Origin of the sequence: Pararhodobacter sp. CCB-MM2 (assembly GCF_001691415.1) — a bacterium.
Taxonomy (GTDB): Bacteria; Pseudomonadota; Alphaproteobacteria; order Rhodobacterales; family Rhodobacteraceae; genus Pararhodobacter.
This window is the reverse complement of record NZ_LRRR01000008.1, coordinates 125,141-150,922: the sequence shown is the minus strand read 5'-3', so window position 1 is coordinate 150,922 and position 25,782 is coordinate 125,141. Positions and strand designations below refer to the sequence as shown.

25 protein-coding genes, 1 tRNA gene and 1 riboswitch are annotated in these 25,782 nt (G+C 67.4%); of the genes, 17 read left to right on the top strand and 9 right to left on the bottom strand.

The window, feature by feature from the left end; all coding sequences use genetic code 11:
* The first annotated feature begins 1 nt into the window (after position 1).
* Positions 2–664 carry a nitroreductase gene (locus BCY78_RS11040; RefSeq protein ID WP_068301422.1) on the top strand — a complete coding sequence of 221 codons (663 nt, stop codon included), beginning with the start codon at positions 2–4 and terminating at the stop codon, positions 662–664.
* 64 nt (positions 665–728) lie between these two features.
* Positions 729–1,334 (top strand): inner membrane-spanning protein YciB, encoded by a 606-nt coding sequence (locus tag BCY78_RS11035; RefSeq protein WP_083194966.1) that lies wholly within the window; start codon positions 729–731, stop codon positions 1,332–1,334.
* Here the strand turns inward: BCY78_RS11035 and BCY78_RS11030 are convergent.
* Entirely contained in the window at positions 1,303–2,421 is a 1,119-nt protein-coding gene (locus BCY78_RS11030; protein ID WP_068301420.1) for a hypothetical protein, read from the bottom strand. The genes BCY78_RS11035 and BCY78_RS11030 overlap by 32 nt on opposite strands.
* A gap of 327 nt (positions 2,422–2,748) precedes the next feature.
* The gene (locus tag BCY78_RS11025) at positions 2,749–3,189 is read right to left on the bottom strand and encodes a hypothetical protein (protein ID WP_158515919.1); all 441 of its coding nucleotides are present in this window, start codon (positions 3,187–3,189) and stop codon (positions 2,749–2,751) included.
* A 175-nt stretch (positions 3,190–3,364) separates the two neighbouring features.
* Positions 3,365–3,441, top strand: a riboswitch (SAM riboswitch).
* 74 nt (positions 3,442–3,515) lie between these two features.
* On the opposite strand from BCY78_RS11025, the gene metZ reads away from it, so the two are divergent.
* The 5 genes from metZ (at position 3,516) to BCY78_RS11000 (ending at position 9,024) form a co-directional block, all read left to right on the top strand.
* Complete coding sequence (gene metZ / locus BCY78_RS11020; protein ID WP_068301414.1) at positions 3,516–4,703, top strand: O-succinylhomoserine sulfhydrylase; 1,188 nt, start codon at positions 3,516–3,518, stop codon at positions 4,701–4,703.
* Positions 4,704–4,825: 122 nt separating this feature from the next.
* Positions 4,826–5,926: a GTP cyclohydrolase FolE2 gene (gene folE2 / locus BCY78_RS11015; RefSeq protein ID WP_068301411.1), complete on the top strand. Its 1,101-nt coding sequence runs from the start codon at positions 4,826–4,828 to the stop codon at positions 5,924–5,926.
* Between the two features lie 93 nt (positions 5,927–6,019).
* Positions 6,020–6,982 (top strand): 1-phosphofructokinase family hexose kinase, encoded by a 963-nt coding sequence (locus BCY78_RS11010; protein ID WP_068301409.1) that lies wholly within the window; start codon positions 6,020–6,022, stop codon positions 6,980–6,982.
* Positions 6,983–7,036: 54 nt separating this feature from the next.
* A complete protein-coding gene (locus BCY78_RS11005; RefSeq protein ID WP_068301406.1) occupies positions 7,037–8,485 on the top strand; it encodes a TrkH family potassium uptake protein in 1,449 nt (482 codons plus the stop codon).
* 71 nt (positions 8,486–8,556) lie between these two features.
* On the top strand, positions 8,557–9,024 hold the full coding sequence (locus BCY78_RS11000; protein ID WP_068301519.1) for a DUF1203 domain-containing protein: 468 nt from the start codon (positions 8,557–8,559) through the stop codon (positions 9,022–9,024).
* A gap of 202 nt (positions 9,025–9,226) precedes the next feature.
* On the opposite strand, the gene BCY78_RS10995 is transcribed toward BCY78_RS11000, so the two are convergent.
* Complete coding sequence (locus BCY78_RS10995; RefSeq protein WP_068301516.1) at positions 9,227–11,137, bottom strand: serine protease; 1,911 nt, start codon at positions 11,135–11,137, stop codon at positions 9,227–9,229.
* A 315-nt stretch (positions 11,138–11,452) separates the two neighbouring features.
* Here BCY78_RS10995 and BCY78_RS10990 point away from each other — a divergent pair, with 315 nt between their 5' ends.
* Genes BCY78_RS10990 through glyS form a run of 3 tightly spaced genes read left to right on the top strand, consistent with a single transcriptional unit; the run spans position 11,453 to position 15,015 of the window.
* On the top strand, positions 11,453–12,406 hold the full coding sequence (locus BCY78_RS10990; RefSeq protein WP_068301403.1) for a glycine--tRNA ligase subunit alpha: 954 nt from the start codon (positions 11,453–11,455) through the stop codon (positions 12,404–12,406).
* Entirely contained in the window at positions 12,403–12,909 is a 507-nt protein-coding gene (locus BCY78_RS10985) for a DUF6446 family protein (protein ID WP_068301401.1), read from the top strand. The genes BCY78_RS10990 and BCY78_RS10985 overlap by 4 nt, the downstream gene beginning before the upstream one ends.
* A gap of 48 nt (positions 12,910–12,957) precedes the next feature.
* Positions 12,958–15,015: a glycine--tRNA ligase subunit beta gene (gene glyS, locus BCY78_RS10980; protein WP_068301398.1), complete on the top strand. Its 2,058-nt coding sequence runs from the start codon at positions 12,958–12,960 to the stop codon at positions 15,013–15,015.
* A 99-nt stretch (positions 15,016–15,114) separates the two neighbouring features.
* Here glyS and rnpA read toward each other — a convergent pair whose 3' ends face one another.
* Entirely contained in the window at positions 15,115–15,456 is a 342-nt protein-coding gene (gene rnpA / locus BCY78_RS10975) for a ribonuclease P protein component (protein WP_068301395.1), read from the bottom strand.
* Between the two features lie 134 nt (positions 15,457–15,590).
* Complete coding sequence (gene rpmH / locus BCY78_RS10970) at positions 15,591–15,725, bottom strand: 50S ribosomal protein L34 (protein ID WP_068301392.1); 135 nt, start codon at positions 15,723–15,725, stop codon at positions 15,591–15,593.
* 228 nt (positions 15,726–15,953) lie between these two features.
* Here rpmH and BCY78_RS10965 point away from each other — a divergent pair, with 228 nt between their 5' ends.
* The 5 genes from BCY78_RS10965 to BCY78_RS10945 all read left to right on the top strand — a co-directional run bounded on the left by BCY78_RS10965 (position 15,954) and on the right by BCY78_RS10945 (position 20,614).
* On the top strand, positions 15,954–16,667 hold the full coding sequence (locus BCY78_RS10965; RefSeq protein WP_139103142.1) for a TVP38/TMEM64 family protein: 714 nt from the start codon (positions 15,954–15,956) through the stop codon (positions 16,665–16,667).
* A 1-nt stretch (position 16,668) separates the two neighbouring features.
* Positions 16,669–18,090 carry an NAD(P)/FAD-dependent oxidoreductase gene (locus tag BCY78_RS10960; protein ID WP_068301386.1) on the top strand — a complete coding sequence of 474 codons (1,422 nt, stop codon included), beginning with the start codon at positions 16,669–16,671 and terminating at the stop codon, positions 18,088–18,090.
* Between the two features lie 23 nt (positions 18,091–18,113).
* Positions 18,114–19,502 (top strand): HAMP domain-containing sensor histidine kinase, encoded by a 1,389-nt coding sequence (locus tag BCY78_RS10955; RefSeq protein ID WP_068301383.1) that lies wholly within the window; start codon positions 18,114–18,116, stop codon positions 19,500–19,502.
* 130 nt (positions 19,503–19,632) lie between these two features.
* Positions 19,633–19,709: transfer RNA gene (locus tag BCY78_RS10950), tRNA-Arg, on the top strand.
* 161 nt (positions 19,710–19,870) lie between these two features.
* Positions 19,871–20,614, top strand: coding sequence for a heparan-alpha-glucosaminide N-acetyltransferase (locus tag BCY78_RS10945; RefSeq protein ID WP_068301380.1), 744 nt, complete (start codon positions 19,871–19,873; stop codon positions 20,612–20,614).
* On the opposite strand, the gene modC is transcribed toward BCY78_RS10945, so the two are convergent.
* The 4 genes from modC to BCY78_RS10925 form a co-directional block, all read right to left on the bottom strand.
* Complete coding sequence (modC, locus tag BCY78_RS10940) at positions 20,611–21,687, bottom strand: molybdenum ABC transporter ATP-binding protein (protein ID WP_068301377.1); 1,077 nt, start codon at positions 21,685–21,687, stop codon at positions 20,611–20,613. The genes BCY78_RS10945 and modC overlap by 4 nt on opposite strands.
* Positions 21,684–22,376: a molybdate ABC transporter permease subunit gene (gene modB / locus BCY78_RS10935; RefSeq protein ID WP_068301373.1), complete on the bottom strand. Its 693-nt coding sequence runs from the start codon at positions 22,374–22,376 to the stop codon at positions 21,684–21,686. Before modB ends, modC begins: the two co-directional genes overlap by 4 nt.
* The gene (gene modA / locus BCY78_RS10930; RefSeq protein ID WP_068301370.1) at positions 22,377–23,129 is read right to left on the bottom strand and encodes a molybdate ABC transporter substrate-binding protein; all 753 of its coding nucleotides are present in this window, start codon (positions 23,127–23,129) and stop codon (positions 22,377–22,379) included.
* Positions 23,130–23,192: 63 nt separating this feature from the next.
* On the bottom strand, positions 23,193–23,558 hold the full coding sequence (locus BCY78_RS10925; RefSeq protein WP_068301514.1) for a winged helix-turn-helix domain-containing protein: 366 nt from the start codon (positions 23,556–23,558) through the stop codon (positions 23,193–23,195).
* Between the two features lie 197 nt (positions 23,559–23,755).
* On the opposite strand from BCY78_RS10925, the gene BCY78_RS10920 reads away from it, so the two are divergent.
* Together BCY78_RS10920 and BCY78_RS10915 are read left to right on the top strand one after the other, a co-directional pair.
* Complete coding sequence (locus BCY78_RS10920) at positions 23,756–24,361, top strand: ANTAR domain-containing response regulator (protein WP_068301367.1); 606 nt, start codon at positions 23,756–23,758, stop codon at positions 24,359–24,361.
* Entirely contained in the window at positions 24,358–25,530 is a 1,173-nt protein-coding gene (locus tag BCY78_RS10915; protein WP_068301364.1) for an ABC transporter substrate-binding protein, read from the top strand. Before BCY78_RS10920 ends, BCY78_RS10915 begins: the two co-directional genes overlap by 4 nt.
* Positions 25,531–25,782: the final 252 nt, after the last annotated feature.

Below are 25,782 nucleotides of genomic sequence, written 5' to 3'. Positions count from 1 at the left end.
CATGACCCCTGAGGATTTCGACCGGCTCGTCCGTGCCCGCCGTTCGGTCCGGGGCTACAAGCCCGACCCGGTCGCGCCCGAGGTGATCGACCGCGCGCTGGAAGCTGCCCTTTGGGCCCCGTCCAATTGCAATGTGCAGCCGTGGTCGGTGCATCTGGTCTCGGGCGAGACTCTGCGCAGCCTTGGGGCCAAGATGCTGGCACAGGCCGGCGCGCCCAAGCCCGACGTGCCGATGGACACCGCCTATACCGGGGTTTTCCGCGAGCGGCAGATCGGCTCGGCCGTGGCGCTCTACGGCGCGATGGGCATTGCCCGCGATGACCGCGAGGGGCGGACCGCCGCCTTCCAGCGCAACCTTGATGCCTTCGGCGCGCCGCATGCCGCCTTCATCTTCCTGCCCGAGAATTTCGGCACCCGCGAGGCCGCCGATCTGGGCGGCTTCGTGCAGACCTTCCTGCTGGCACTCACCGCGCAGGGGCTCGGCAGCTGCGCGCAAGGGGCCCTGTCCCTCTATCCCGATGTGGTGCGCGATCACCTTGGCCTGCCCGCGGGCGCGCAGCTGATGGTCGGCATCGCCTTCGGCCATGAGGACCCCGATCACCCCGCCAATGCCGCCCGCACCGTGCGCGAGGAGCTGGAAGGCATGGTCCGCCGCCACGGCTGAGGCCCTGCTTGCCAACCCAAGTCCGATGCGTGATATGGCGCGCAACCCAATGCCGGAGTCCCCGATGACCCAGACGCCCCGCAAGAAACCCTCGGCCCTGACCAAGCAATTGCTGGAATTCGGGCCGCTGTTGGTGTTCCTCGCCGTCTATCTTTACATGCGGGATGCCACCGTCACCGTCGCAGGCACCGAATACGCCGGCTTCGTCGTGGCCGTGGTGGCCTTCGTGCCGTTGCAGATCCTCTCGACCATCGTGCTGAAGCTGCTGACCGGCGAACTGAGCCGGATGCAGATCGCCACCCTGATCCTTGTGATCGTGCTGGGCGTTGCCACGGTGCTGTTCAACGACGAGCGGCTGTTCAAGATGAAGTCGACCTTCATCTTCGGCCTGTTCGGCATCCTGCTGTTCATCGGCCTGTGGCGCGGGCAATCGTGGCTGGCCTTCGTGCTGGGTCAGGCCCTACCTCTGGATCAAGAGGGCTGGATGATCCTCACCAAGCGCATGGCGTGGTTCTTCCTGATCTTCGCCGCGATGAACGAGGTCGTCTGGCGGAACTTCTCGACCGATGTCTACGTGTTCTGGGACACGTTCGGGCAGATGGGCGTGATGTTCGTGTTCCTGATGGCGAATTACAAACTCATCGAGAAGCACTGGATCGGCGAACGCTGAGCGCCGCCAGCGCGCGCTCGGGCAGCCACCCTTCGGCGATGCGGCTCCAGCGGGGCTGCGGCGCCGTCTCCAGCGCGGCCTGAAGCTGCGGCAGGGTCAGCCGGTCGCGATCATGGATCAGCCGGCGGTACAGGCGGAACACGCCCGGCCGCAGGTAGACCGACCAATGACAGATGCGCGCGCGGGGCGGGGCCAGCGGCAGCCCCAGCGCCCTGAGCGCCAGCGCGGTCTGCGGGTGATCGAGCTGAATATCCAGCCAGTTGCGCGCCGCGCCAAGGCCCTCTGCCATCCCGCGCCCAAGCGCCAGATTGCGACCCAGCGGCGAGAAGGCCCGCTCGAACAGGAAATCGTAGAGGTCGTTCTCGCGCGTAGTGATGTTGAGGAACTCGGCCTGTTGTCCGGCCGGGCTGGTCAGCGCCTGTGCAGCGCGATGGGTGAAATCGGCCCCCGCCAGCAGGATGACGCGGCCCAGCGTGCCTTCCGGAACCAGCGGCACGGCACCGAGGATCACACGGGCGCCCAGCGAATGGCCGATCAGGTCGATGCGTCGCGCCGGGTCCAGCGCCCGTATCAGCCGGACCAGCAGGGCCAGACGCGGGGCCGTGGCATCCGCCCCCTCGGTCGCGCGCCACAGCCGGCCACGCGCATCCCAGCCGAAGCCGATGCACAGGCCGAGCGGATCGCGCGGCCCCGGCAGCGCAAAGCCCAGACGGCGCGGCCACGAGACGTGACGGCTGCGCCCATGCCCGGCGCGCGAGGCGAAGATGAGGCGATGGGGATCGAGCTCGGGGCGTGTCGGGCAATAGCCCTTGCCGTGCACCATGATCACCACCGGAGCCCCCGGCGGCAGCGCCGACAGCACGGCGGCAAGCGCCACCAGCAGATCGGCGGAGACAGCGGTTGCCTGCCGGCTCGGGACAGTGCCCTCTCCGTTTCCAACGTCTTTCCCCGCAGCGCTGGCTGGCGGACCCCAGGACAGCGCGGATGTCAGCCCCGCCTCGGTCACGCCCTGAGACAAGACCCCTTCCAGACCGGACCCGGCCAGGAACAAGCCTGAGCGCAATGCGGTGACGGAAAGCAGGGTCATGAGAGCACCTCCGATACGGGAAAGGGAACAGGGTCAGATCAGATCAAGGGCAGGTCCGGGTTGGGATCGGTTCAGGAGTAAGTCGTTTGATGTTGGACAAGGTTCATATTGCTCACGAATTCTCTGCAAATCGTGAACGCCACGCGCCTTGGGCCACAACATCGTGTGGTTTGCGCACTCGCCATCGCTCCGTTGCCGAAGGGCAACAGTCGGGTCGGTCTGCGCTGTCGTGAAGGTCCACCCTGACGCCTTTCTGGCGACGGCGCTTTGCGCCACGGGCGGCAAGAATTTGGGCGGGAAGCCCGTCTCTGGCCCCGAAAACCGGGATCAGAGGATCAGTTCATAGGTCGTCAGCATGGCCTGCGCGCTCTCGGTGCCCGAGGGGCGGCGCAATCCACGGCTGCCAAGCTCGGCCTCGGCCAGCGTGGCATAATCGACCAGGGCCCGGGCCACCGACAGATCGTCACGCCCGATATAATCCCGGAACGTGGCGTGCAGGCGGGCATAGGTCAGGCCCAGCTCGGCATTGTTCATGCTGCGCAGCGCGGCGACGATCTCGGCACGGGCCGGGTGCGTCATCTGCAATTGCTGCAGCGGCATGGGCATGGCCAACGCGATCTCGGTGGGTCGCGCGGTTTGGGCATCGGCCTCGCGTACAAGGCGGCCGAAGCCGAAGGCCGCAGCGCTAAACACGGAAACGCCCAGTGCAAGCGCGCGTACGGATACTCCAACATACTCGTCCAGAACAGGGTCCAGCATCGTGATCATGTGTTCTGTGTCCGACATCAACATCATGGTCACACATTCACCGGAGACTCAGGCGAATCAGAGGCAGGGTTCTGGCCATAGCCGGGCGATGTCTCGTTCGGATAGGGGCCACTGTGTCGATTACGGCAACAATCTGGCCCCATGGATTGACCTGTGGCGAGTTCTGGGCGTATTGCCGGCGGAATGTGGGGGTTTGTGCCGGCTTGCGGCCCACAATAAAGAATCCGCTAAAGAGGTGTCGCGTTAACCACTATCCGAATGGATAGCCCGCGCGGACGCCTCCTGCCGGTATTGACAGCGCGGCGAGACCGCAAAGGGGGCCGGGAATGAACCCGAAGAACAATTGGAATGCGCGGACGATCGCGGTGCATGGCGGCGCGCGCCGCAGCCAGTACGGCGAAATGGCCGAGGCGATGTACCTGACGCAGGGCTTCGCCTATCCGACCGCTGAATCGGCCGAGGCCCGTTTCGTCAAGACGGCCGAGGACGAGTTCATCTATGCCCGCTACGGCAACCCGACCGTCGCCGTCTTCGAAGACCGCATCGCGGCGCTGGAAGGGACCGAGGATGCCTTTGCCGCGGCCTCGGGCATGGCGGCCGTCTCCGGCGCGCTGACGGCCCTGCTGAAAGGCGGGGACCGGGTCGTGGCCAGCCGCGCGCTGTTCGGCTCGTGCCTCTATGTGCTGGAAGAGGTGTTGGGCCGCTACGGCGTCCATGTCGATTTCGTCGACGGCACCGACCTGTCGCAATGGGAGGCCGCGCTGGCCAGCCCCGCGCAGGTGGTTTTCCTTGAAAGCGTGTCGAACCCGACGCTGGAAGTCATCGACCTGCCCAAGGTCTGCAAACTGGCGCACGAAGCCGGCGCGATCGTCGTGGTCGACAACGCCTTCGCCACCCCGGTGTTCAGCCAGGCGGTGCAGCATGGCGCGGACATCATCGTCTACTCGGCCACCAAGCATATCGACGGTCAGGGCCGCTGCCTTGGCGGTGTGATCTGTGGCCCGCGTGAGCTGATCCGCGGCAAGATCGAGGCCTACATGAAGCACACCGGCGGGGCGATCAGCCCGTTCAACGCCTGGGTGATGATGAACGGCCTGACCACGCTGGAGCTGCGCGTGAAGGCGCAGGCCGAGTCGGCACAGAAGATCGCCGAGGCGCTGGAAGGCCATGCCGCGATCTCGAAGGTGCTGTTCCCGGGGCTGGCCAGCCACCCGCAGCATGACCTCGCCCGCGCCACGATGGCGGGTCCGGGCACCGTGCTGACCTTCGATCTGAAGGGCGGCAAGGAGGCTGCGTTCAAGTTCATGAACGCGCTGAAGGTTGTGCTGATCTCGAACAACCTCGGCGATGCGCGCACCATCGCGACGCATCCGGCGACCACGACGCACCAGCGCCTGCCCGCCGACCAGAAGGTCACGCTGGGCATCACGCCCGGCCTGATCCGCCTCTCGGTGGGTCTGGAAGCGAGTGACGACCTGCTGGCGGACCTGCTGGCCGCGCTGGACGCGATCTGAGGCGCGATAATGAGACCGGCGGCGGCGACGTGATCCAAAGCGTCGCCCTCGTCGTAGAACCGTTGATTACGCCGGCTAACGCCTTAAGTTACGCCTGCGCGCCAACGGAGGGGGCGAAGCCGATGAACATTCATATGCCGCTTGAGGATCGCGATCCTACCCAGACCGAGGCCGAGGCCGCGCTCGACATCCTGCGCGCTTTCGCCAAACGGGCCAGCGATGCAGAGATCGAGGCGCTCGATCCCCGCCTGAAGCGCCTGATCCCCGGCCTGCCGGATCCGGCCTATCCGGAGATGAGCCGCGAGTATCCGGCGGATTTCGCACCCGACGCCGCCTACAAGCGGTCGATGCCGGATCTGCAGAACGGCCCGTCCAGCCTGATCAAGGGCGCGAAGACGGCGATCCAGCATGTCGGGATCTCGAATTTCCGCCTGCCCGTGCGCTTCCATGCGCGCAACGGCTTCGACGTGACCCTTCAGGCCTCGGTGACCGGTACGGTCAGCCTTGAGGCCGACAAGAAGGGCATCAACATGTCGCGTATCATGCGCAGCTTCTATCAACACGCCGAGAAACGCTTCTCGGTGAAGGTGATCGAAGCGGCGCTGGATGACTACAAGGCCGATCTCGAAAGCTTCGACGCGCGCATCCAGATGCGCTTCTCGTTCCCGATCAAGGTCGAGAGCCTGCGCTCGGGGCTGAACGGCTGGCAATATTACGACATCGCCCTTGAGGTCGTGGACCAAGGCGGCGTGCGTCGCCAGTACATGCATCTCGACTATGTCTACTCGTCGACCTGCCCCTGCTCCCTGGAGCTGTCCGAGCATGCCCGCGCCGGTCGCGGCCAGCTGGCCACGCCGCATTCGCAGCGCTCGGTCGCCCGGCTGTCGGTCGAGGTGATGCCCGGCAAGGTGCTGTGGTTCGAGGATCTGATCGACCTCTGCCGTCAGGCCGTCCCGACCGAGACGCAGGTGATGGTCAAGCGCGAGGACGAACAGGCCTTCGCCGAACTCAACGCCGCCAACCCGATCTTCGTCGAGGATGCGGCGCGGCTGTTCTGCGAGGCGCTGGAAGGCGACGCGCGGATCGGCGATTTCCGCGTGGTGGCCAGCCATCAGGAAAGCCTGCACAGCCATGACGCCGTGTCGGTGCTGACCCGGGGCGAGACCTTCGCCGCCGAGAGCCTCGATCCGAAGCTGTTCTCAACGCTGATCCACGTCGGCTGACGTTTCACGTCGCCGGACCGGGCGGTTGAAACACTTCCGGCTGTTACCGACAGCGGCTAGGGTGGTGGTGACAACACCCTGCCGGTGGCTCCGATGACCAAGATCCTGACCGTGACCCTGAACCCGGCGCTGGATGTTTCCAGCGCCGCCGACCGCGTGACGCCCGGCCCCAAGATTCGCCTCGACCCGCCCGTGGCCGAGCCCGGCGGCGGCGGCATCAATGTCGCCCGCGCGGCGGCCAAACTGGGCGCCAGCCCCCGCGCCATCGCGGCATTGGGGGGCGCGACAGGCCAGCGCATCGCCGGGCTGATGGCCGGATCGGGGGTCCGCCTCATCCCCTTCGACCTGCCGGGCGAAACGCGCGAGAACCTCGCGGTGACCGACCGCGAGACCGGCGAGCAGTACCGCCTGCAGCGCCCCGGCCCCGACTGGACCCCGGCCTTAGAGCAGGCGATCACCGCCCTCATCGCCACGGAAGCCGCCCAGATCGGCCCCGATGCCGTCGTGGTCCTGAGCGGCAGCCAGCCCCCCGGTATCAGCGACAGCTTCCCACAAGACCTGAGCCGCGCGCTGCCCCCCAAGGCGCGGCTGATCATCGACACCTCCGGCCCCGCCTTGGAACGCTTGGTGGGCCAGCCTGAGCCCACGGCAAAACCGCTGGTCCTGCGCATGGACCAGTCCGAGTCCGAAGGCCTCGCGGGTCGCCCGCTGACGGACATCAAGGCCAGTCTAGATTTCGCCGCAAGCCTCGTGGCACGCGGGGTTGCGGATTGCGTGGTCGTGGCGCGCGGGGCCTCGGGCTCGGTGCTGGCAACCGACCGGCTGCGGCTTCATGCCCGCCCGCCCGTCGTGCAGGTCGCCTCGAAGATCGGCGCGGGCGACAGCTTCACCGCCGCCTTCGCGCTGGCCCTGGCCGAGGGCGAGGATTGGCCCAGCGCCCTGATGCGTGGCACCGCCGCCGCCGCGGCCGCCGTGATGACGCCCGGAACCGAGCTGTGCCGGGCCACGGATGCTGCCGAATTGCTCGGCCGTTGCACGCTCGCCGCGCCTGCCTGATCGCGTTCCGCCGGGCGCTTGACAGTTTCAGGCCCCGCCCCCAAGGCTGTGCGCATGATCGATTTCCGTCCCGTCGCGAACATCATCGGCTGGCTGCTCGTGGCGCTGGGAAGCATCATGCTGGTGCCGATGTGCGTCGACCTCGCCTATAACAATCCCGACTGGAAGGTCTTCCTGATCTCGTCCTTCCTGACGGTGACGGCGGGCGGCCTTCTGGTCATGGCGACGTCCAACGCCCAAAGCGCGGGCCTGACCCTGCGGCAATCCTTCCTCGTCACCACCCTCAGCTGGAGCGTGCTGCCGGTCTTCGGGGCGATCCCGCTGGAGATGGCGCTGGATCACGTCAACTGGACCGACGCGATCTTCGAGGCCATGTCCGGCATCACGACCACCGGCGCCACGGTCTTCGCCGGGCTGGATACCATGCCGCCGGGCATCCTGCTGTGGCGCTCGACGCTGCAATGGCTGGGGGGCTTGGGCATCGTGCTGGTCGCGCTGATCTTCCTGCCGGTGATGAAGGTCGGCGGGATGCAGCACTTCCGGTCCGAGGGTTTCGACACGATGGGCAAGGTGCTGCCCCGCGCCGCCGACATCAGCTGGATGCTGCTGCAGATCTATACCGGCCTGACGATCCTCTGCGCCGCCGCCTACCTCGTCAGCGGCATGAATGCCTTCGACGCCGTGAACCACGCGCTGAGCACGCTTTCGACCGGCGGTTTCTCGACCCGCGACACCTCCTTCACCAATTACAACGCCTCGGCGCATTGGGTCTCGGTCGCCTTCATGTGGCTCGCGGGCCTGCCGTTCATCCGCTTCCTGCAGCTGATCAACGGCGCGTGGCAGCCGCTGTTTCGCGACATTCAGATCCGCGCCTATTTCCGCTGGACCCTCTACGCGATCGGCGCGGTACTGGCCTACCGCCTGCTGAACGAGGAAGGCGATATCGAAGGCATCGTGCGCGAGACCGTGTTCAACGTGGTCTCCATGTTCTCGGGCACGGGCTTCGGTAGCGCGGACGTCACTGCCTGGGGCGATTTCCCGATCCTCGTGCTGATCGTCACCGGCTTCATCGGCGCCTGCACGGCCTCGACCGGCTGCTCGATCAAGGTCTTCCGCTACCTCGTGCTGTTCGAGGCGATCAAGGCGCAGCTGAAGCAACTGGTCTACCCCAACCGCGTCATCCCCCTGCATCTCGACGGCCGCCGGCTGGACGAGGAGGTCGTGGTCTCGGTCGTGGTGATGTTCACCGCCTTCGTCGTGGGCTTCGGCGTGCTGACGGTGCTGCTGTCGCTCTCGGGGCTGGAAATGCGCACCGCCGTCACCGCCGCCTGGACCTCGATCTGCAACGTGGGCCCGGCCTACGGCGCCGAGGTCGGCCCGACCGGCGCGATGCATGATTTCCCGACCTTCGCGAAATGGCTGATGATCCTCGCCATGCTGATGGGCCGGCTCGAGATGGTCGCCGTGCTGGTGCTGGTCCTGCCCCGCTTCTGGCGCGGCTGAATACGCAACTTCCGGGTCGAGCGCCCGCGCCCGCTTCGTCATTCTCCCCCCAGAACCCAATGGAGAATGCCATGCAACCCGTCTTCCTCCCCCTGCCCGAGGCCGCCACGGCCCGCTACCGCGCCGGCCTCCCCGATGCCTATGGCCTGACGCCCGAGCGCCGCGTGGTCGGCCCCGGCGACGGCGTGCCCTGCCGCAACAGCCTGCAACGCCTGCCCGAGGGCGCCGAATACCTGATCGTCGCCCATCGCCCCTTCGACGGTCTGAACCCCTATACGGAAACCGGCCCGATCTTCCTCGCAGCCGAGGGCGCCGCAGCCGCCCCCTCATCCGACCTGCCGCCCTTCCTGACCGCGCCCAGCTACATCACCCGCGCCTATGGCCGCGACGAGCGCATCCTCTACGGTACCGGCTCGGTCACAAGGACCGAAGACATCATCGCGCGGTGCACCGAGCTCCTGAGCGACCCGCAGGTGGCCTTCGTGCATATCCGCTCGGCCTCGAACAACTGCTTCCATTGCCGGGTGGAGCGCGGTTGACCGCCCCCCTCACCTTGTTGAAAATACTCAACGAAAAAGGCCGCCCCCGAACCGGGAGCGGCCTCTCTCATTCACTCTACCCGAAATACGCAACCCGGCTGACCGCCCGCCCATCCGCCGGGCAAAGGCCGAGGCGCGCGCTCGAGCGGGGTGGGTGGGTGGGAGCGACGCGCGCGCGCCGCCCCTCATCCCAAGCGCAGGCTCAGTTCCAGCAGGAGACCAGAACCGTCAGGTCCCCCGACATGCGGGTCAGCATCTCCGGCGACATCGGCGTCGAGATGCGGCTCACGCTCGGGTTCAGACCCGCGCCCGAGATCGCATTGCGGATCGCCTCGCCCGAGACGGCGAAGTTCACATCCTCCGGCAGCATCCGGCCCGGGGTTTCCGGACGCGGCAGCAGCATGCCGATCACCGCCCCATTGCCGTCGAACACCGGACCGCCGGAATCGCCCGGCTGGGCCTCCAGCGTCAGCACGCGCAGATCGGCTTCACCGTTCAGACCGGCCATCTCGTTGAGCTGGCCGAAGCTGACAATCGGACGGGTCAGCGTGTCTTGGTAGCTGAAGCCCGACACGCGGATTTCCGAACCGACGCTCGGCGACGCGGGGGCGAACTGTGCGAAGGCCAGCGGGACCAGCGGGTCCTGCGGGGTCAGCACGGCGATGCCCAGACCCTCGTCCACGGCGCGCACATCGGCGGTATAGGCCTCGTCAATGGTCACGCGGTCACACATCGCCACGGCCTCGGCCGAGGTCACGACGGTGCCGACCGAGTCGACGAAGAAGCCGGTGCGCGACCGCTCGGGACGGCGCACTTCCAGACCGGCGATCAGGTCGCGGCGCGAGACGGTCGAGGCCGTGGCCCCCAGCGTCGACGGCAGCACACCCGCGATCGAGCGGAAGCTGTCACGCATGGTCGCCATGATCACCTCGGCATCCTCGTCGGCCGAGGGTTCCCACAGCAGCATCCAGCCCTTGATCTGACCGTTGTCGAGGCGGGCCTCGACATGGGCGCGGGCATTGGCGCTGCGGCCGTTGATAGTGAAGCTGTTGCGGCCGCGCTCACGCTCGCCCTCCAGCGGGATCACTTCCAGCGTCTGCAGGATCTCGTAGAGACCGTAGAAGGTGCTCTGCGAGCCCTCTTGGCTGATCAGCAGCACACGCATGCCCGAGTTGTTGATCTCGTTGAAATGCGCGAAGGGGGCCTCGTGACGATCGAAAGCGACCATGCCCAGCGGCAGGGTCATCTCGATGCCGGCCGCCTCGTCACGGAAGGGACCGAAGGCATAGCGCGCGACGGCGTCGTTATAGCCACGGATCAGCGTGGCACGGGCACGGGTCGACAGGATGCCGGTGCCCTCGAAGCCGTTGGCCTGCTGCCAGTTGGCGATGGCGCCGCGGGTGCCGGGACCGAAAGCCGCGTCGATACCGCCGCGATAGAAACCGAACCATTGCAGCGCGATCTGGATTTCCATCAGCTCTTCGCGGCTCAGTTGCGCTTCGAGACGACGGGCCTCGTTGGCAGGCTCGTCGGGCAGATCCGCCAGCGCGGGCACGGCAGGGGCGGCGGGCTCGGCCTGAACGACGGGCTGCTCGGCCACCGGTTGCTCGGCGACAGGCTCTTGCGCGGCGGGCTGCTCTTCGACCACCGGGGCCGCAGGCTCTTCCGCCGGGGCATTCTCGGCCAACGCCTGCGCCAGCTGCTCTTCCGTCACCGGCGCTTCGGCTACCGGGGCTTCGGCGACAGGTGCTTCGACCACGGGCTCTTCCACGACAGGCTCTTCGACGACCGGCTCGACCGGGGTCACCGGCGCCTGCGCGGCCTGACCACCCACCGGCCAGAATTGCTGGCCATAGATCGCGTTGTCCGTGACATAGGCATCCTCGCGGATCTCACGCGCGGCGATCAGCGCGGCGCGGCGCGCTTCGGCCTCGTCCGCGGTCGCATAGGGGCCGACGGCCAGCGCGTACCAGCCCCCGGCAATCCGGAAGCCCGAGATATTGCCGATCCGTTGTTCATAGCGGGTGGCGAATTCCTCGGCGGTGCGCAGGGTCGCATGCGCTTCGATCTGCACCCAATGCGTCACCTGTGCCAGCGCCGCCAAGGGCGCCATAATCACGGCGAAAAGGGTTGCGAAAAGGACTTTGACAATTCGTTCGGTCACGGTCGTTCCACGATCAGTTGTTCATTATGATTCCCGGCGACCCTAGCAGGGTCGTCAAGCGAGTGCCGATAAAAATTAGGTTAGGAAAGCCCCCTGACCACAAGCCGTGGCATTTTTTCCGCGCCTTTCTCCGCAGATGCGACATCTCCCCGCGGCCAGCCAGCCGCCCTGCTCTGCCACGACGGGGGCGCAGCGTTGACCCCGGACCGGCGCGCGCCTATTGAAGCGCTGAACAACGCATCCGCAGCCGTCCCGAGGCAAGCCATGACCACCGCCGTCGACAAGCCGCGCAGCTTCCAGGAGATCATCCTCCGCCTTCAGGCCTATTGGGCCTCGAAGGGCTGCGCCGTCCTGCAGCCCTATGACATGGAAGTGGGCGCGGGGACCTTCCACCCGGCCACCACGCTGCGCTCGCTCGGCTCGCAGCCCTGGGCCGCGGCCTACGTGCAGCCCTCGCGCCGCCCGACCGACGGCCGCTACGGCGAGAACCCGAACCGCCTGCAACACTATTATCAGTACCAAGTGCTGATCAAACCGTCGCCGCCCGATCTGCAGGAGCTGTATCTCGGCTCGCTCGATGCCATCGGCATCGACACCTCGCTGCATGACGTCCGCTTCGTCGAGGACGACTGGGAGAGCCCCACCCTCGGCGCCTGGGGTCTGGGCTGGGAAGTCTGGTGCGACGGCATGGAAGTGTCGCAGTTCACCTATTTCCAGCAGGTCGGCGGCCACGATTGCAAACCCGTCTCGGGCGAGCTGACCTATGGCCTGGAGCGTCTCGCGATGTACGTCCTCGGCGTCGACCATGTCATGGAGATGCCGTTCAACGACCCGCAATCGCCGATCGCGCTCAGCTATGGCGACATCTTCCGCCAGACCGAGCAGGAATACTCGCGCCACAATTTCGACGGTGCGACGACCGAGATGCTGCTGCGCCACTTCGAGGATGCCGAGGCCGAATGCCAACGCCTCCTCGCCTTCGAACCCGCCGACCCCAACAGCGGCAAGCGCATCATCATGGCCCATCCGGCCTATGACCAGTGCATCAAGGCCAGCCACCTGTTCAACCTGCTCGACGCGCGCGGCGTGATCTCGGTGACCGAGCGTCAGGCCTATATCGGCCGCGTCCGCGCGCTGGCCAAGAAATGCGCCGATGCCTTCGTGCAGACCGAGGCCGGTGGCTGGACGCCCGACACCGCCGAGGGAGCCTCCGCGTGACCGGCCGCATCGCCGCGCTGGCCATCGTGATCTGCGCCGCCGTCGCGGGCATCGCGATGTATTACCTGCAGGTCTACGCCTATTACGACGAGCTGGAGATGCAGATCGGCTATCAGGTCGCCACGCCCGACGGTGGTTCGGCCCGGCTGGAAATCGCAGATTTCCGCGGCATCGACAGCACCTCGTCGCCGATCCGCTACCGCGCCTGCTTCACCATCGTGGGCGAGCTGCCACCGATGGTCGAGCGCCCCGGCGCCGAGCCCCTCAACGCGCCCGGCTGGTTCGACTGCTTCAACGCCCAGCAGATCGGCGAGGACCTGATCGCCGGCGAGGCCCGCACCGTGCTGGTCGAGGAGAACGCGCCTTGGGGTTTCGACCGCGTGATGGCGCTTTATCCCGACGGCCGGGCCTTTGTCTGGCCCAGCGAGAACCATTGCGGCGAAGCCGTGTACGACGGGCGTCCCAACCCCGCCGATTCCCCGCCGCCGCCCGCCACGAACTGACATTGAACCGGCGCCCCGCCCGCCGAGCCGTGTAACCGGAGCCCTCCGATGCCCGATATCCTGATCGAACTCTTCTCCGAGGAAATCCCCGCGCGCATGCAGACCCGCGCGGCCGAGGACCTGCGCAAGCTGGTCACCGACGGCCTCGTCGAGGGGGGCCTTACCTATGCCCATGCCCGCAGCTTCTCGACCCCGCGCCGTCTGGTGCTGGCGATCGAAGGCCTGACCGCCGAGAGCCCGACCCAGCATGAGGACCGCAAGGGCCCCAAGGTCGGCGCCCCGCAACAGGCGCTCGACGGTTTCCTGCGCTCCACCGGCCTGACGATGGAGCAGCTGCATGTGCATGAGGACAAGAAGGGCGCCTTCTACGTCGCCCATCTGTCGAAGCCGGGCCGCCAAGCCGCCGAGATCCTGTCCGAGGTTCTGGAAAAGACCATCCGCAATTTCCCCTGGCCCAAGTCGATGCGCTGGGGTTCGGGCACCCTGCGCTGGGTCCGTCCCCTGCATTCGATCATCGCGCTGATGGTGACCGAGGCCGGCGCCGAGGTGGTGCCGCTCGACATCGATGGCATTAAGGCGGGCAACACCACGCGCGGCCACCGCTTCATGGCCCCCGCCGCCTTCGAGGTCTCCTCCTTCGAGGATTACGCCGCCAAGCTGAAACGCGCCTTCGTGGTACTCGACGCCACCGAGCGCGCCGATGCCATCGAGCATGAGACCCGCAATCAGGCCTTCGCTCTGGGGCTGGAACTGGTCGAGGACAAGGCCCTTCTGGCCGAGGTCGCGGGCCTCGTCGAATGGCCCGTCGTGCTGGTCGGCGAGATCGGTGCGCAGTTCCTGTCGCTGCCGCCCGAGGTGCTGATCACCTCGATGCGCGAGCATCAGAAGTTCTTTTCGCTGAAGGACCGCGAGGGGCGGATTGTTCGCTTTGTGACGGTCGCCAACCGCGAGACCGCCGACAACGGCGCCACCATCCTGAAGGGCAACCAGAAGGTGCTGACCGCCCGTCTGTCGGACGCGAAATTCTTCTGGGAGAACGACTTGCGCGTGGTGGCGAATGTCGGGCTTTCGGGCATGGCCGAGGGGCTGGCGAATGTCACCTTCCACAACAAGCTGGGCTCGCAGAAAGCACGGATAGATCGCATTTCTGCCCTCGCCCGCGAGATCGCGCCCTTGGTCGGCGCCTCGCCGGACCTCGCCGAGGAAGCCGCCCGCGTGGCCAAGGCCGACCTGCAATCCGCCATGGTCGGCGAATTCCCCGAGCTGCAGGGCACGATGGGCGTCTATTACGCCAAGGCCGCCGGCCTGCCGGAAGCGGTGGCCAATGCCTGCAAGGCCCATTACCAGCCGCTCGGCCCCTCGGATGACGTCCCCTCCGAGCCCGTCTCGGTCGCCGTCGCCTTGGCCGACAAGATCGACACGCTGACCGGCTTCTGGGCCATCGACGAGAAGCCCACCGGCTCCAAAGACCCCTTCGCCCTGCGCCGCGCCGCGCTGGGGGTGATCCGGCTGGTGCTGGTCAACGGGCTGCGCCTCAACCTCGCCGAGGTCTTCGCTCAGGGCTACCCGGGCGTTGACGCCGCCGACCTCCTCGCCTTCTTCCACGACCGCCTGAAGGTCTTCCTGAAGGACCAGGGCATCCGCCACGACGTGATCGACGCCTGCCTGGCCATGCCCGGCAATGACGACCTGACGCTGCTGGTGAACCGCGCACAGGCGCTGTCTGACTTCCTGAAGACCGACGATGGCGAGAACCTCGTGCAGGGCTTCAAGCGCGCCAACAACATCCTCAGCCAAGCCGAGGCCAAGGACGGTGTGGAATACAGCTACGGCGCCGATCCGAAATTCGCGGAAAGCGACGAGGAGAAAGCCCTCTTCGCCGCCCTCGACATGGCCGAGGCCCAGATCGCCCCCGCGATGCAGGCCGAGGATTTCGCCGCCGCCATGTCCGCCATGGCCGCCCTGCGTGCCCCGATCGACGCCTTCTTCACCGCAGTACAGATCAACACCGACAACCAGATCGTGCGCCGCAACCGCCTGAACCTGTTGCACCGCATCCGTGCCACCACGGCCGGCGTCGCGGACCTCACCAAGCTCGAGGGCTGAGAATAGGAAAGGGGCGCCCTCAACCGGCGCCCCTTTCTTTGTGCTCTAAATATCCTGGGGGTGAGCCCGAAGGGCGAGGGGGCAAAGCCCCCTACCCTCTTACCCGTGGATCCGCGCCAAAGCCTTCACCAGATCCTCGCGCAGCAGCGCATAGTCCCGGCTCACCGTCGCCTCGGGCTTGCCCACCAGCACGTAATCCCAGCCCATCAGCCCCCGCGCCAGCAGCTCCTCGCGCGCGATGGCCCGCAACCGCCGCTTGGCGCGGTTGCGCATCACGGCGTTGCCGACCTTCTTGGAACAGGTGAACCCGACGCGCAGGCCCTCGGCCCGCTCGCCCTCGGCCCGCTCGCGGGCTTGCAGCAGGAAACCCGCCGCGGGGGCGCGACGGGCTTTGGCAGCGGCGAGGAACTCGCTCCGCTTCTTCAAGACTTGCATCGGCATGCCGCGCCCCTCTTCTGCCTGCAGGCATGAGGAAACTGCCGGGGCCTCCTGCAGACCGTCGTCACGACGGGACAGGGACTCGTCCGGCGGTGTCAAGCTCGTCACCGAAGCCAAGTGTCGCTGAGGCGAAAGCCTCAGGCCGACAGCTTCTTGCGACCGCGCAGGCGACGCGCGTTCAGGATCTTCTGGCCGCTTTTGGTGGCCATGCGCGAACGGAAACCATGGCGCTTTTTGCGAACCAGGTTCGAGGGCTGGTAGGTGCGTTTCATCGCTCCGGTCCTTTGTCTGGGCCCGAATCCAAGGTTCGGGATTCGAGGGCTGCGTGTTCTGAGGGCCGGGCAATAGCCGGGGCCGCGCGCCAAGTCAACAAAGCCCGGGCCATTGCAGCGAAAAAAGACGCCGATCGCGGCGTCCGGGCCCTTTCCCGACGTCCGGACAGGTTGCACATCGACCATCGGACTGCCACCTAACAGCAAGTTGTGATGCCAAGAGTTCCGATGCAAGCCCCTCAGACCCCTGTTTGGCGCCGCTGGCTGCCCCTCGTGCTGATCCTGCTGGGGGCGGGGCTGGGCTTTGTCTTCCTGCGCGACCGGCTGGGGTTCGAGGCGCTCGCCGAGAATCGCGAGGCCCTGCTGGCCTGGCGCGAGGCGCATCCGCTGCTGACTCCTGCCCTCTTCACGCTGGCCTATGCGCTGATCGTCGCCTTCTCGGTGCCCGGCGCGATCTGGGTGACGCTGACCGGCGGCTTCCTGTTCGGCCTGTTCCCCGGCGTCCTCTATAACGTGACCGGCGCGACGCTGGGCGCGCTGGCCCTGTTCCTCGCCGTGCGGGCGGGGCTGGGTGCGCGGCTGCGGGCGCGGATCGATGCCTCGGATGGGGCGGTGCGGCGGCTCAGTGAAGGCATCCGCGCCAACGAGGTGCCGGTCCTGCTGTCGATGCGGCTGATCCCGGTCGTGCCGTTCTTCGTGGCGAATCTGATCCCCGCCTTCCTCGGCGTCTCGGCGCTGCGGTTCTTTTGGACCACGGCCCTCGGGATCATCCCCGGCGGTTTGGTCTACACTTGGGTCGGCGCCGGGCTGGGCGAGGTTTTCGCGCGCGGCGAGAGGCCCAATCTCTCTGTCATCTTCGAGCCCTATATCCTGGGGCCGATCCTGGGCCTGGCCGCGTTGTCGCTGTTGCCGGTCCTTCTAAAACGCATGCGGAGGGGCTGAGATGGCCAAAACGCTGATCAAGACGGATCTCTGCGTCATCGGCGCGGGATCGGGCGGGCTGTCGGTCGCCGCAGGGGCCGCACAGATGGGCGCCAAGGTCGTGCTGATCGAGGGGCACCGTATGGGCGGCGATTGCCTGAACTACGGCTGCGTCCCCTCGAAGGCGCTGCTGGCGGCGGGCAAGGCGGCCGAGGCGCATCGCTGCGAGGGCTTGGGCGTCACGCCGACCACGCCGCAGGTGGATTACGCCAAGGCCAAGGCCCATGTCGCGGCCACCATCGCCGCCATCGCCCCCCATGATTCGCAGGATCGGTTCGAGGGGTTGGGTGTGACGGTGATCCGCGACTGGGCCCGCTTCACCTCCCCGCGCGAGGTCGAGGCCGGGGACCAGCGCATCCGCGCCCGGCGGTTCATCATTGCCACCGGCTCGCGCCCCATCGTGCCGCCCTTCCCCGGCCTCGATGCCGCGCCCTATCTGACCAACGAGACGATCTTCGACCTGCGCGAGGCCCCCGGTCATCTGCTGATCATCGGCGCGGGCCCCATCGGCCTGGAACTGGCGCAGGCGCATCGGCGGCTGGGTTGCGCGGTCACGGTGATCGAAGCCGGGCAGGCCTTGGGTCGCGAGGATCCGGAAGGCGCGGCGCTGGTCGTGAAGACCCTGCGCGCCGAGGGGGTCGAGATCGTCGAGAACGCCCGTGTCGAGCGGGTCGGCGGGAAGGTCGGTGGCATCGAGGTGCAGGTCAGCGGCGGCACCATCTTCGTCGGCACCCATCTGCTGCTGGCCGTCGGTCGCGCTCCGGCGCTTGAGCGGCTGAACCTCGGGGCGGCCGGCGTGGCCCATACCAAGGCGGGCGTGACCGTGGACGACCATCTGCGCAGCACCAACCGCCGGATCTATGCCATCGGCGACGCCGCCGGACGGGGCCAGTTCACCCATCTGGCGGGCTACCACGCCGGTCAGGTCGTGCGCGAGACGCTGTTCGGCCTCAGCGCCAAGCTGCGCGACGACCACATCCCGCGCGTCACCTACACCTCGCCCGAGCTGGCCCATGTCGGCCTGACCGAGGCCGAGGCACGCCAGAAACACGGCGAGGCGCTGCAGGTCCTGCGGGTCGATTTCGCGCAAGGCGACCGCGCGCAGGCCGAGAAACAGACGGAGGGATTCGTGAAAGTGATGGCCGTCAAAGGACGCCCGGTCGGGGCCACGATCACCGGCGCTGGGGCCGGCGAGCAGATCGCGCTGTGGTCGATGATGCTGGCCAACCGGATGAAGCTGGGCGCATTGGCCGCAACCGTTCTTCCCTATCCGACCATGGCGGAACTTTCCAAACGCGCCGCCTCTGCGTATTTTGGTCCGAAATTGTTTGATAATGCCTTGATCAAAAGAGTCGTCGGGTCAGTTCAGCGCTGGTTACCCTGACGGACCGGATCGCGGGACGCGTAATGTTCTTTCGGACGCTTTCGGGCCGATTCCTTTTACTGACCTTGCTCTTCGTGCTGCTGGCCGAGGTGCTCATTTTCGTGCCCTACGTCGCGCGCTTCCGGGAAGACTATCTTCTGACCCGCGTGGAACGGGCGCAGATCGCCTCGCTGGCGCTGCTGGCCTCGGACGGACAGATCTCGGACAAGCTGGCCGAGGAACTTCTGAACACCGCTGGCGTCTACAACGTCGTCCTTCGGCGCGATGCGGTGCGCGAATTGGTGCTGTCCTCGCCTGTGCCGGGGCCGGTCACCGCGACCTATGACCTGCGCGAATCCAGCATCTGGGGCCTGATGCGCGACGGCATGGCCGGGCTGTTCACCCCGGACGGCACGGTGATCCGGCTGATCGGTGATCCGGTGCAGGAAGCCGGCCTGCTGATCGAAGTCACGATGAACGCCGATCCGTTGCGCGAATCGATGCGGGAATACGCCCTGCGCATCCTGTTCCTGTCGCTGATCATCACCTTGGCCACGGCCGCGCTGCTGTTCCTCTCGGTGCAGCGGCTGATCGTGGCGCCGATCAAGCGGGTGGTGGCTTCGATGGCGACCTATGCGAAGGCGCCCGAGGACGCGCGCTCGCAGATCGTCCCCGATGCCGAGGTCTTGGAGCTGCGTGAGGCCGAGGAAGCTCTGCTGCACCTGCAGGAGGATCTGACCCAAGCCCTGCGCCAGAAAGAGCGTCTGGCCCAGCTGGGTGGCGCCGTGGCCCGCATCAGTCATGACCTGCGCAACATCCTGTCCACGGCCTCGCTGCTGGCCGACCGGATCGAGACGTCGAACGACCCCGCTGTCGCGCGGGCCGCCCCGAAGCTGCTGAACTCGCTCAACCGGGCGATCAACCTGTGCGAATCGACGCTGGCCTTCGGCAAGGCCGAGGAACCGCCGCCCCGTCTGGCCCAGTTTCCGCTGCGTCCCATGGTCGAGGACCTGATCGACGCCGAACGCATGGCCGGGGGCGAGGCCTCGTGTCAGGTCGAATTCCTGCTCGACGTGCCGGCGACACTGAGCCTGCGCGCCGATGCCGAGCAGATCCTGCGGGTGCTGACCAACCTCGTGCGGAACGCGCGTCAGGCGATCGAGGCCACCGGCAAGCCCGGTTCGATCGAGGTGACGGCGCGTGAGGGCGATGAGGGGACGATGATTCGCGTCATCGACACCGGCCCCGGCCTGCCGGCAAGGGCGCGCGACAATCTGTTTGCCGCCTTCCAGGGCGGGGCGCGCAAGGGCGGTACCGGCCTCGGGCTGGTGATCGCCGCCGAGCTGGTGCGCGGCCATGGCGGGCGGCTGGAGCTGGTGCGCAGCGATGCAGAGGGCACCGAGTTCCGCCTCTGCCTGCCGTTCGAGGGCTGAAGCACCGCCGCCGCGCGTCGATTTCCTGAGGTTTTCGCGGGTTGCGAAAAAACTGTCATCGAGGGGTGAGAAAAGTTGCGCCCTCCCCCTTGCGCTACCCGACACAGGGCGGTACATGCAGCCCCACAGCGCACCCGTAGCTCAGCTGGATAGAGCACCAGACTACGAATCTGGGGGTCAGGAGTTCGAATCTCTTCGGGTGCGCCATTTTCCTTCTCTTCGCAGAACCGACTGAAAAGGCGCGATAATCTCGCGCCTTTCGTCGTTTCAGGTCCCTGCCCTGCAGCCGGCCCGAGGCTTGACTTGCCCCGCCCCGGCCGCATTCTCTGCCCCGACGGCCCGGCTGGCGGCCAGCAGCGGAGAGCGACGTGACCGACACACCCCCGAGCGCCCTTCAGGCCGCGCGCCCCGCCCGTCTGCCCGCCATCGACATCGCCCGCGGCGTGGCGCTGATCGGCATGGTGATCTTCCACTTCACCTTCGATCTTGAGTACTTCGGCTTCGTCCAGCCCGGCACCATCGTCTCGCTGCCGTGGCGAACCTTCGCGCGGCTGGTCGCCGGTAGTTTCGTGTTCCTCGCCGGAGTCTCGCTGGTGTTGGCAGCCCGTGGCGGCCTCAGGATGCCCGCCTTCTGGCGCGATACGGCCAAGGTCGCGGCTGCCGCCCTGCTGGTCAGCGTGGCGACCTATTTCGCGCTTGGCGAGGCCTGGGTCTTCTTCGGCATCCTGCATCTGATCGTGGTCGCCCGGCTGATCGGCCTGCCTGCCCTGCGCCTGCCCACGGCGGCGCTGCTGGTGCTGGGCATCGCGGTCTGGGCCCTGCCCTATCTGGTGCAATTCCCGGCCTTCAACCCGCGTGCGCTGGCATGGATCGGCTTTGCCGAGCTGCAGCCGCTGTCGATGGATCTGGAGCCTGTCTTCCCGTGGGTCGGCCCGTTCCTGCTGGGGATGGCCTTCGCGCGTTTGGCCTTGCTGGATCGCCAACCGGGCGGCGACGGCGGCCCCGTCGGGCGCGCGCTGGCTTGGGCCGGGCGGCACAGCCTGACGATCTACCTGCTGCACCAGCCGGTGCTGATGGGCAGCCTCTATGTGCTGGTCGTCTATATCCTCTAGCCGCCGACGTCTTCCGGCGCGACGGCGACCGACTTGATCACCGCATGGCAGGCGACCCCGGCCTCCAGCCCAAGCGCCTGCGTCGAGCGTTGCGTGACCCGCGCCAGCATCCGCCCGGCCGGCGTATCGAGCGACACGATGGCGCCCGGGCCCTCACCGGGCCGAACCTCGTGCACCACGCCCGGCAGGATGTTCAGCGCCGACAGCCCCTCGGGCCGTGCGCGAGAGAGCAATACGTCATGCGCCGCGATCCGGATGCGAAGCCGTGCGCCGGGCGCCTGCCGCAACAGGGGCAGGAACAGCGGCTGGCCACCGGCATCAAGCTCGGTCAGGCCATCGGCATGGTGGCGCGCCACCACGGCTTCCAGCAGCGCCCCGGCGGCCCGCGCCCCCACCGGCGTGACCGAGGGATCGGCCAGCACCTCGGCCGCCGGGCCCTGCCGGACGACGCGGCCCTTGTCCAGCACGACGACCGTGGTCGCCAGCCGCGCCACCTCGGCGGCGGAATGGCTGACGTAAAGGATCGGCACCTCGCCGCGCAGGCGTTCGAAATAGGGCAGGATCTCGGACTTCCGCGCCTCGTCGAGCGCCGCCAAGGGCTCATCCGCAAGGATCAAACCGGGCGAGGCCAGCAACGCCCGACCGATGGCCACGCGCTGCTTCTCACCGCCGGAGAGGGCGGCGGGGCGGCGATCCAGCAGCGGACCGATGCCCAGCATCTCGACGACCCGCGACAGATCCTCGCGCCGCGCGCCCTTGGGGGCGAACCAGCGGCCATAGAGCAGGTTCTGACGGACAGAGAGATGCGGGAACAACCGCCCTTCTTGGAAGACATAGCCCAGCCGGCGTTTATGGGGCGGCAGGAACAGGCCGCGCGCCGCGTCAAAGACCGGTCTGCCGTCAATTTCGATCCGCCCCGCCTGCGGGCGCAGCAGGCCCGCCACGGCATTGACCAGCGTGGTCTTGCCAGAGCCCGACCGGCCAAACAGCACGGTGATCCCCGGTGGCGCGTCAAAGGCGCAATCGAGGGTGAAATCGCCTTGCGCATGGGTGATCTGCAACGACAGGCTCATGCGCCGGTGACCCTTTGCTGGACGCGCCGCGCGAGGACTTCGGAGGCGATGAGCGCCCCCATGGCCAGCACGACCGAGACCGCGACCAACCGTAGGGCCGAGGCCTCGCCTCCCGGCACCTGCAGGAAGGCATAGATCGCGGAGGGCAGGGTCTGGGTCTGGCCGGGGATGTTGGAGACGAAGGTGATCGTCGCGCCGAACTCGCCCATCGCCTTGGCGAAGGCCAGCACCGCGCCGGCCAGCACGCCGGGCAGGATCAGCGGCAGAGTCACGGTCAGGAAGACCCAGAGGCGCGAGGCACCCAAGGTCGCGGCGGCCTGTTCCAGCTTGGGGTCCACGGCCTCGAAGGACAGCCTTATCGCGCGGACCATCAGCGGGAAGCCCATCACAGCCGCCGCCAGCGCCGCGCCGGTCCAACGGAAGGCGAAGACGATGCCCAAGGGTTGCAGCAGGCTGCCGACCGGGCCGCGCACGCCGAAGGTCACCAGCAAAAGGTAGCCCGTGACGACCGGCGGCAAGATCAGCGGCAGATGGATCAGCCCGTTGAGCAGCGCCTTGCCGGGGAAGTCCCGCCGCGCCAGCGCATGAGCGGCCAGCACTCCGAAAGGCAGCGACAGCAGCGTGGCCCAGAAGGCGACCTTCAGGGACAGCGCGACCGCTTGCCATTCCTCGGGGCCGAGCCAGTCCATCTACTCTCCGGGTTGGGTGAAGCCGTGCCGGGTGAAGATCGCCCGCGCCTCGTCGCTTTGCAACCAGTCGAGGAAGGCCCCGGCGGCCTCGGGCTGGCTGGCCTCCGACGTGACGGCGGCGGGATAGGTGATCGGGGGATGGCTGCCCTCAGGGAAGGTGTAGACCACGCTTACGCCGGTGTCGGCCGCGGCATCGGTCGCATAGACCACACCGAAGGGCGCCTCGCCCGTGGCCACCAGCGCCAGCGCGGCGCGGACGTTGTCGGCCTGTGCGACCTGCCCCTCGACCGCCGACCACAGGCCCAGCGATTCGAAGGCGGTCTTGCCATAGATCCCGGCAGGCACCGCTTCGATCAGCGCCATGGCCAGACGACCCTCGCCCAGCGCGCCGGGCAAGGCGGCCGGATCGGGCATAACGGCGGCCTCGCCATGGCCGATCAGAACCAGCGCGTTGCCCAGAAGGTCCAAACGGCTATCGGCCACGATAAGGCTGTCGCCCTCCAGCGCATCCATCCAGCTTTGGTTGGCCGAGATGAACAGATCCGCCGGAGCGCCCGCCTGAATCTGCCGTGCCAGTGCCGAGGAACCGGCGAACACCAGCGTCGCATGATCCCCCGTCGCGCCTTCGTAGACCTCGGCGGCCTCGCCCAGCGCGTCGGCCAGGCTGGCGGCTGCGAAGACGTTGAAATCCTCGGCCAGGGCCGGGGTGGTCAGCAAGGCGCTGAGCAGGACCAATGGAAATTGGCGGATCATCGGGTTCCTCCCTCGGATATGTTCCGCCGAACATATCGCAGCGCAAACCCGACAGGGCAAGCGTTATTTCCCACCAGACATATCGACAAGCATCGCCTCCAGCGCGGCGATCTCCGGCCCGGCAGCCTGAAGCGCGATCTCCTCGATCCGGCGGTAACCGGCCAGCACGGCCTCGCCCGTCTCGGTCAGCCGGGCACCGCCACCGCTGGCCCCGCCGCGCGCGGACAGGACCAGCGGCTCGCGATAGGCGGCGTTCATCTCTTCGACCAACGACCAGGCGCGCTTGTAGCTCATGCTCATGGCCCGCCCGGCGGCGGCGATGGAGCCCGTGTCGCGGATATGGCCCAGAAGATCGGCCTTGCCCGGCCCCAGCATGGCGGCCTGACCGAAAACGAGGCGAAGGCGGAGGGTCGTGGTGCTCTCTGTCATGCCCCCAAGGGAGGGCAGCCCGCGCCCCGGCGCAAGAGGGGCAAAACGCGACACGCCCGTTTCCTGCGCGAGAGGGCGGCATATTGCCCTAAATTCAGGCAGCCTACGCCGCGCGATTGATCAGTCCTTGCGCGGACTCGTCATCGCTGCAACGCGGCGCTACCGCTGAGGGGACTTCCAAGGGCTCGCCTCCTGCCATGCCAGACCGCTCCCCCCCTGCTTCGGGCCGCCTCTCCATCGTGGTGGTCGAGAAAGACCGTGACCGCGCGATCCAGATCGTCGACGCGCTGTCGGCGGGCAACGATTACGACATCGCGGTGATCGGCAGTGAGACCGGCCTTGCCCGGCAGATCGCCCAGCGCGCACCGGATATCGTGCTGATCGACATCGACAACCCCTCGCGCGACACGCTGGAGGAGCTGACGCTGGCCTCGGGCCCCTTGGAGCGGCCCGTGGCCATGTTCGTCTCGGGCGCCGCCGGGGGCTTGGCGAAGCAGGCGATCGAGGCCGGTGTCTCGGCCTATGTCGTCGACGGCTTGCAGCCCGAGCGCCTGAAACCCGTGCTCGACGCCGCCATCGCCCGCTTCCAGATGTTCCGCCGGATGCGCACAGAACTGGCCGAGACCCGCAAGGCCTTGGAGGAACGCAAGGTCATCGACCGCGCCAAGGGCATGCTGATGAAAGCGCGGGGCTTGGGCGAGGAAGAGGCCTATGCCCTCCTGCGCAAGGCCGCGATGGATCAGGGCAAGAAGGTGGTCGAGGTCGCCGAGGCGCTGGTCACCGCAGCGAGGCTTCTGGGATGAAGACCGTCACGCTCTCCGCCGCCTATATCCCGCTGGTCGATGCGGCCCCCCTCATTGTCGCTCAGGAGATGGGCTTTGCCGAGGCCGAGGGCCTGTCGCTCGATCTGGTCAAGGCGCCGTCGTGGTCCTCGGTCCGCGACATGCTGGCCTTTGGCCGCGTCGATGCCGCGCATCTGCTTTCGCCCGTGCCCGTCGCCATGGCCTTGGGGCTGGGCGGGGTGACCACGCGCCTCGCCGCCGTCTCGGTCCTGTCCGTGAATGGTGACGTGATCGGCGTATCGAACGCGCTGGCGGACCGGCTGTCGGCCGCGGGCTTCAGCTTCGACTTCGCCGACGCCAAAGCCGCGGGCGAGGCGCTCTGCCGGGTCGTCGACAAGCCCCTGCGCATCGGCGTGCCCTTCCCCTTCTCCATGCATGTGGAGCTGCTGACCTATTGGCTGGGTGCTTTGGGCATGCCGCCCGACCGCATGTCCGTGCGCACCATCCCGCCGCCCCTGATGGCGCAGGCCTTGGCGGACGGCGAGGTCGATGCCTTCTGCGTCGGCGAGCCCTGGGGCTCGATTGCCGTGGAACAGGGCGTCGGAACCCTGCTGCTGCCGGGCTCGGCGATCTGGGCCTTCTCGCCGGAAAAGGTGCTGGCCGTGCGCGAGGATTGGGCCGAGACCGAGCCGCATCTGACCGACCGGCTGGTGCGCGCGCTCTGGCAGGCGAGCCATTGGCTCTCGCGCCCCGACAGCCTGATCACCACCGCCGAGATCCTCTCGCGCCGCGCCTATCTGGACGTGCCGACCGAGATCATCGACCGCGCACTGGAAGGCCGGCTGGTCATATCGGCGCGTGGCGACCAGCGTCAGGTGCCGCATTTCCTCGAGTTCCACGCAGGCCTCGCAACTTTCCCGTGGCGTTCGCAGGCGGCGTGGATCGCCGACCGGATGGCGGCGCGGGCGGGCCTCAATCGCGGGCTCGCTGTACAGGCCGGACGGGCCGTGTTCCGCTCGGACCTTTACCGCCGGGCGCTGAAGCCGCTGGGTGCCGAGATGCCCGCCGCCTCCGAGAAGCTGGAAGGCGCGATTCGCGAACCGATGACCCAAGCGGCGGTCGAAGGGGCCGTGCAGCTGCTGCCGGATCTGTTTTTCGATGGCCGCATCTTTGACCCCTCGGCGTCCTGACGCCCGCATTTTGCACAAGTTTGATGCATCCCGCTGCATCGCGGCAGCCCGGATGCACCCGCAGCAACGAGAGTGTTGTAAAGTGGGATCGGGATCTGCAAGGCTGAGAGTGTGGAGACAACGATGTCTCCGAAGAGACCTCTTCCCGACGATTGGGAAACCTGAGCACAGCCGCTCGACGCCCTTGCCCCTCCCGCAAGGCTCGTCAGCGGCTGTTTTTCGTTTGTCCACCCATTTGCACCAAACTGACGC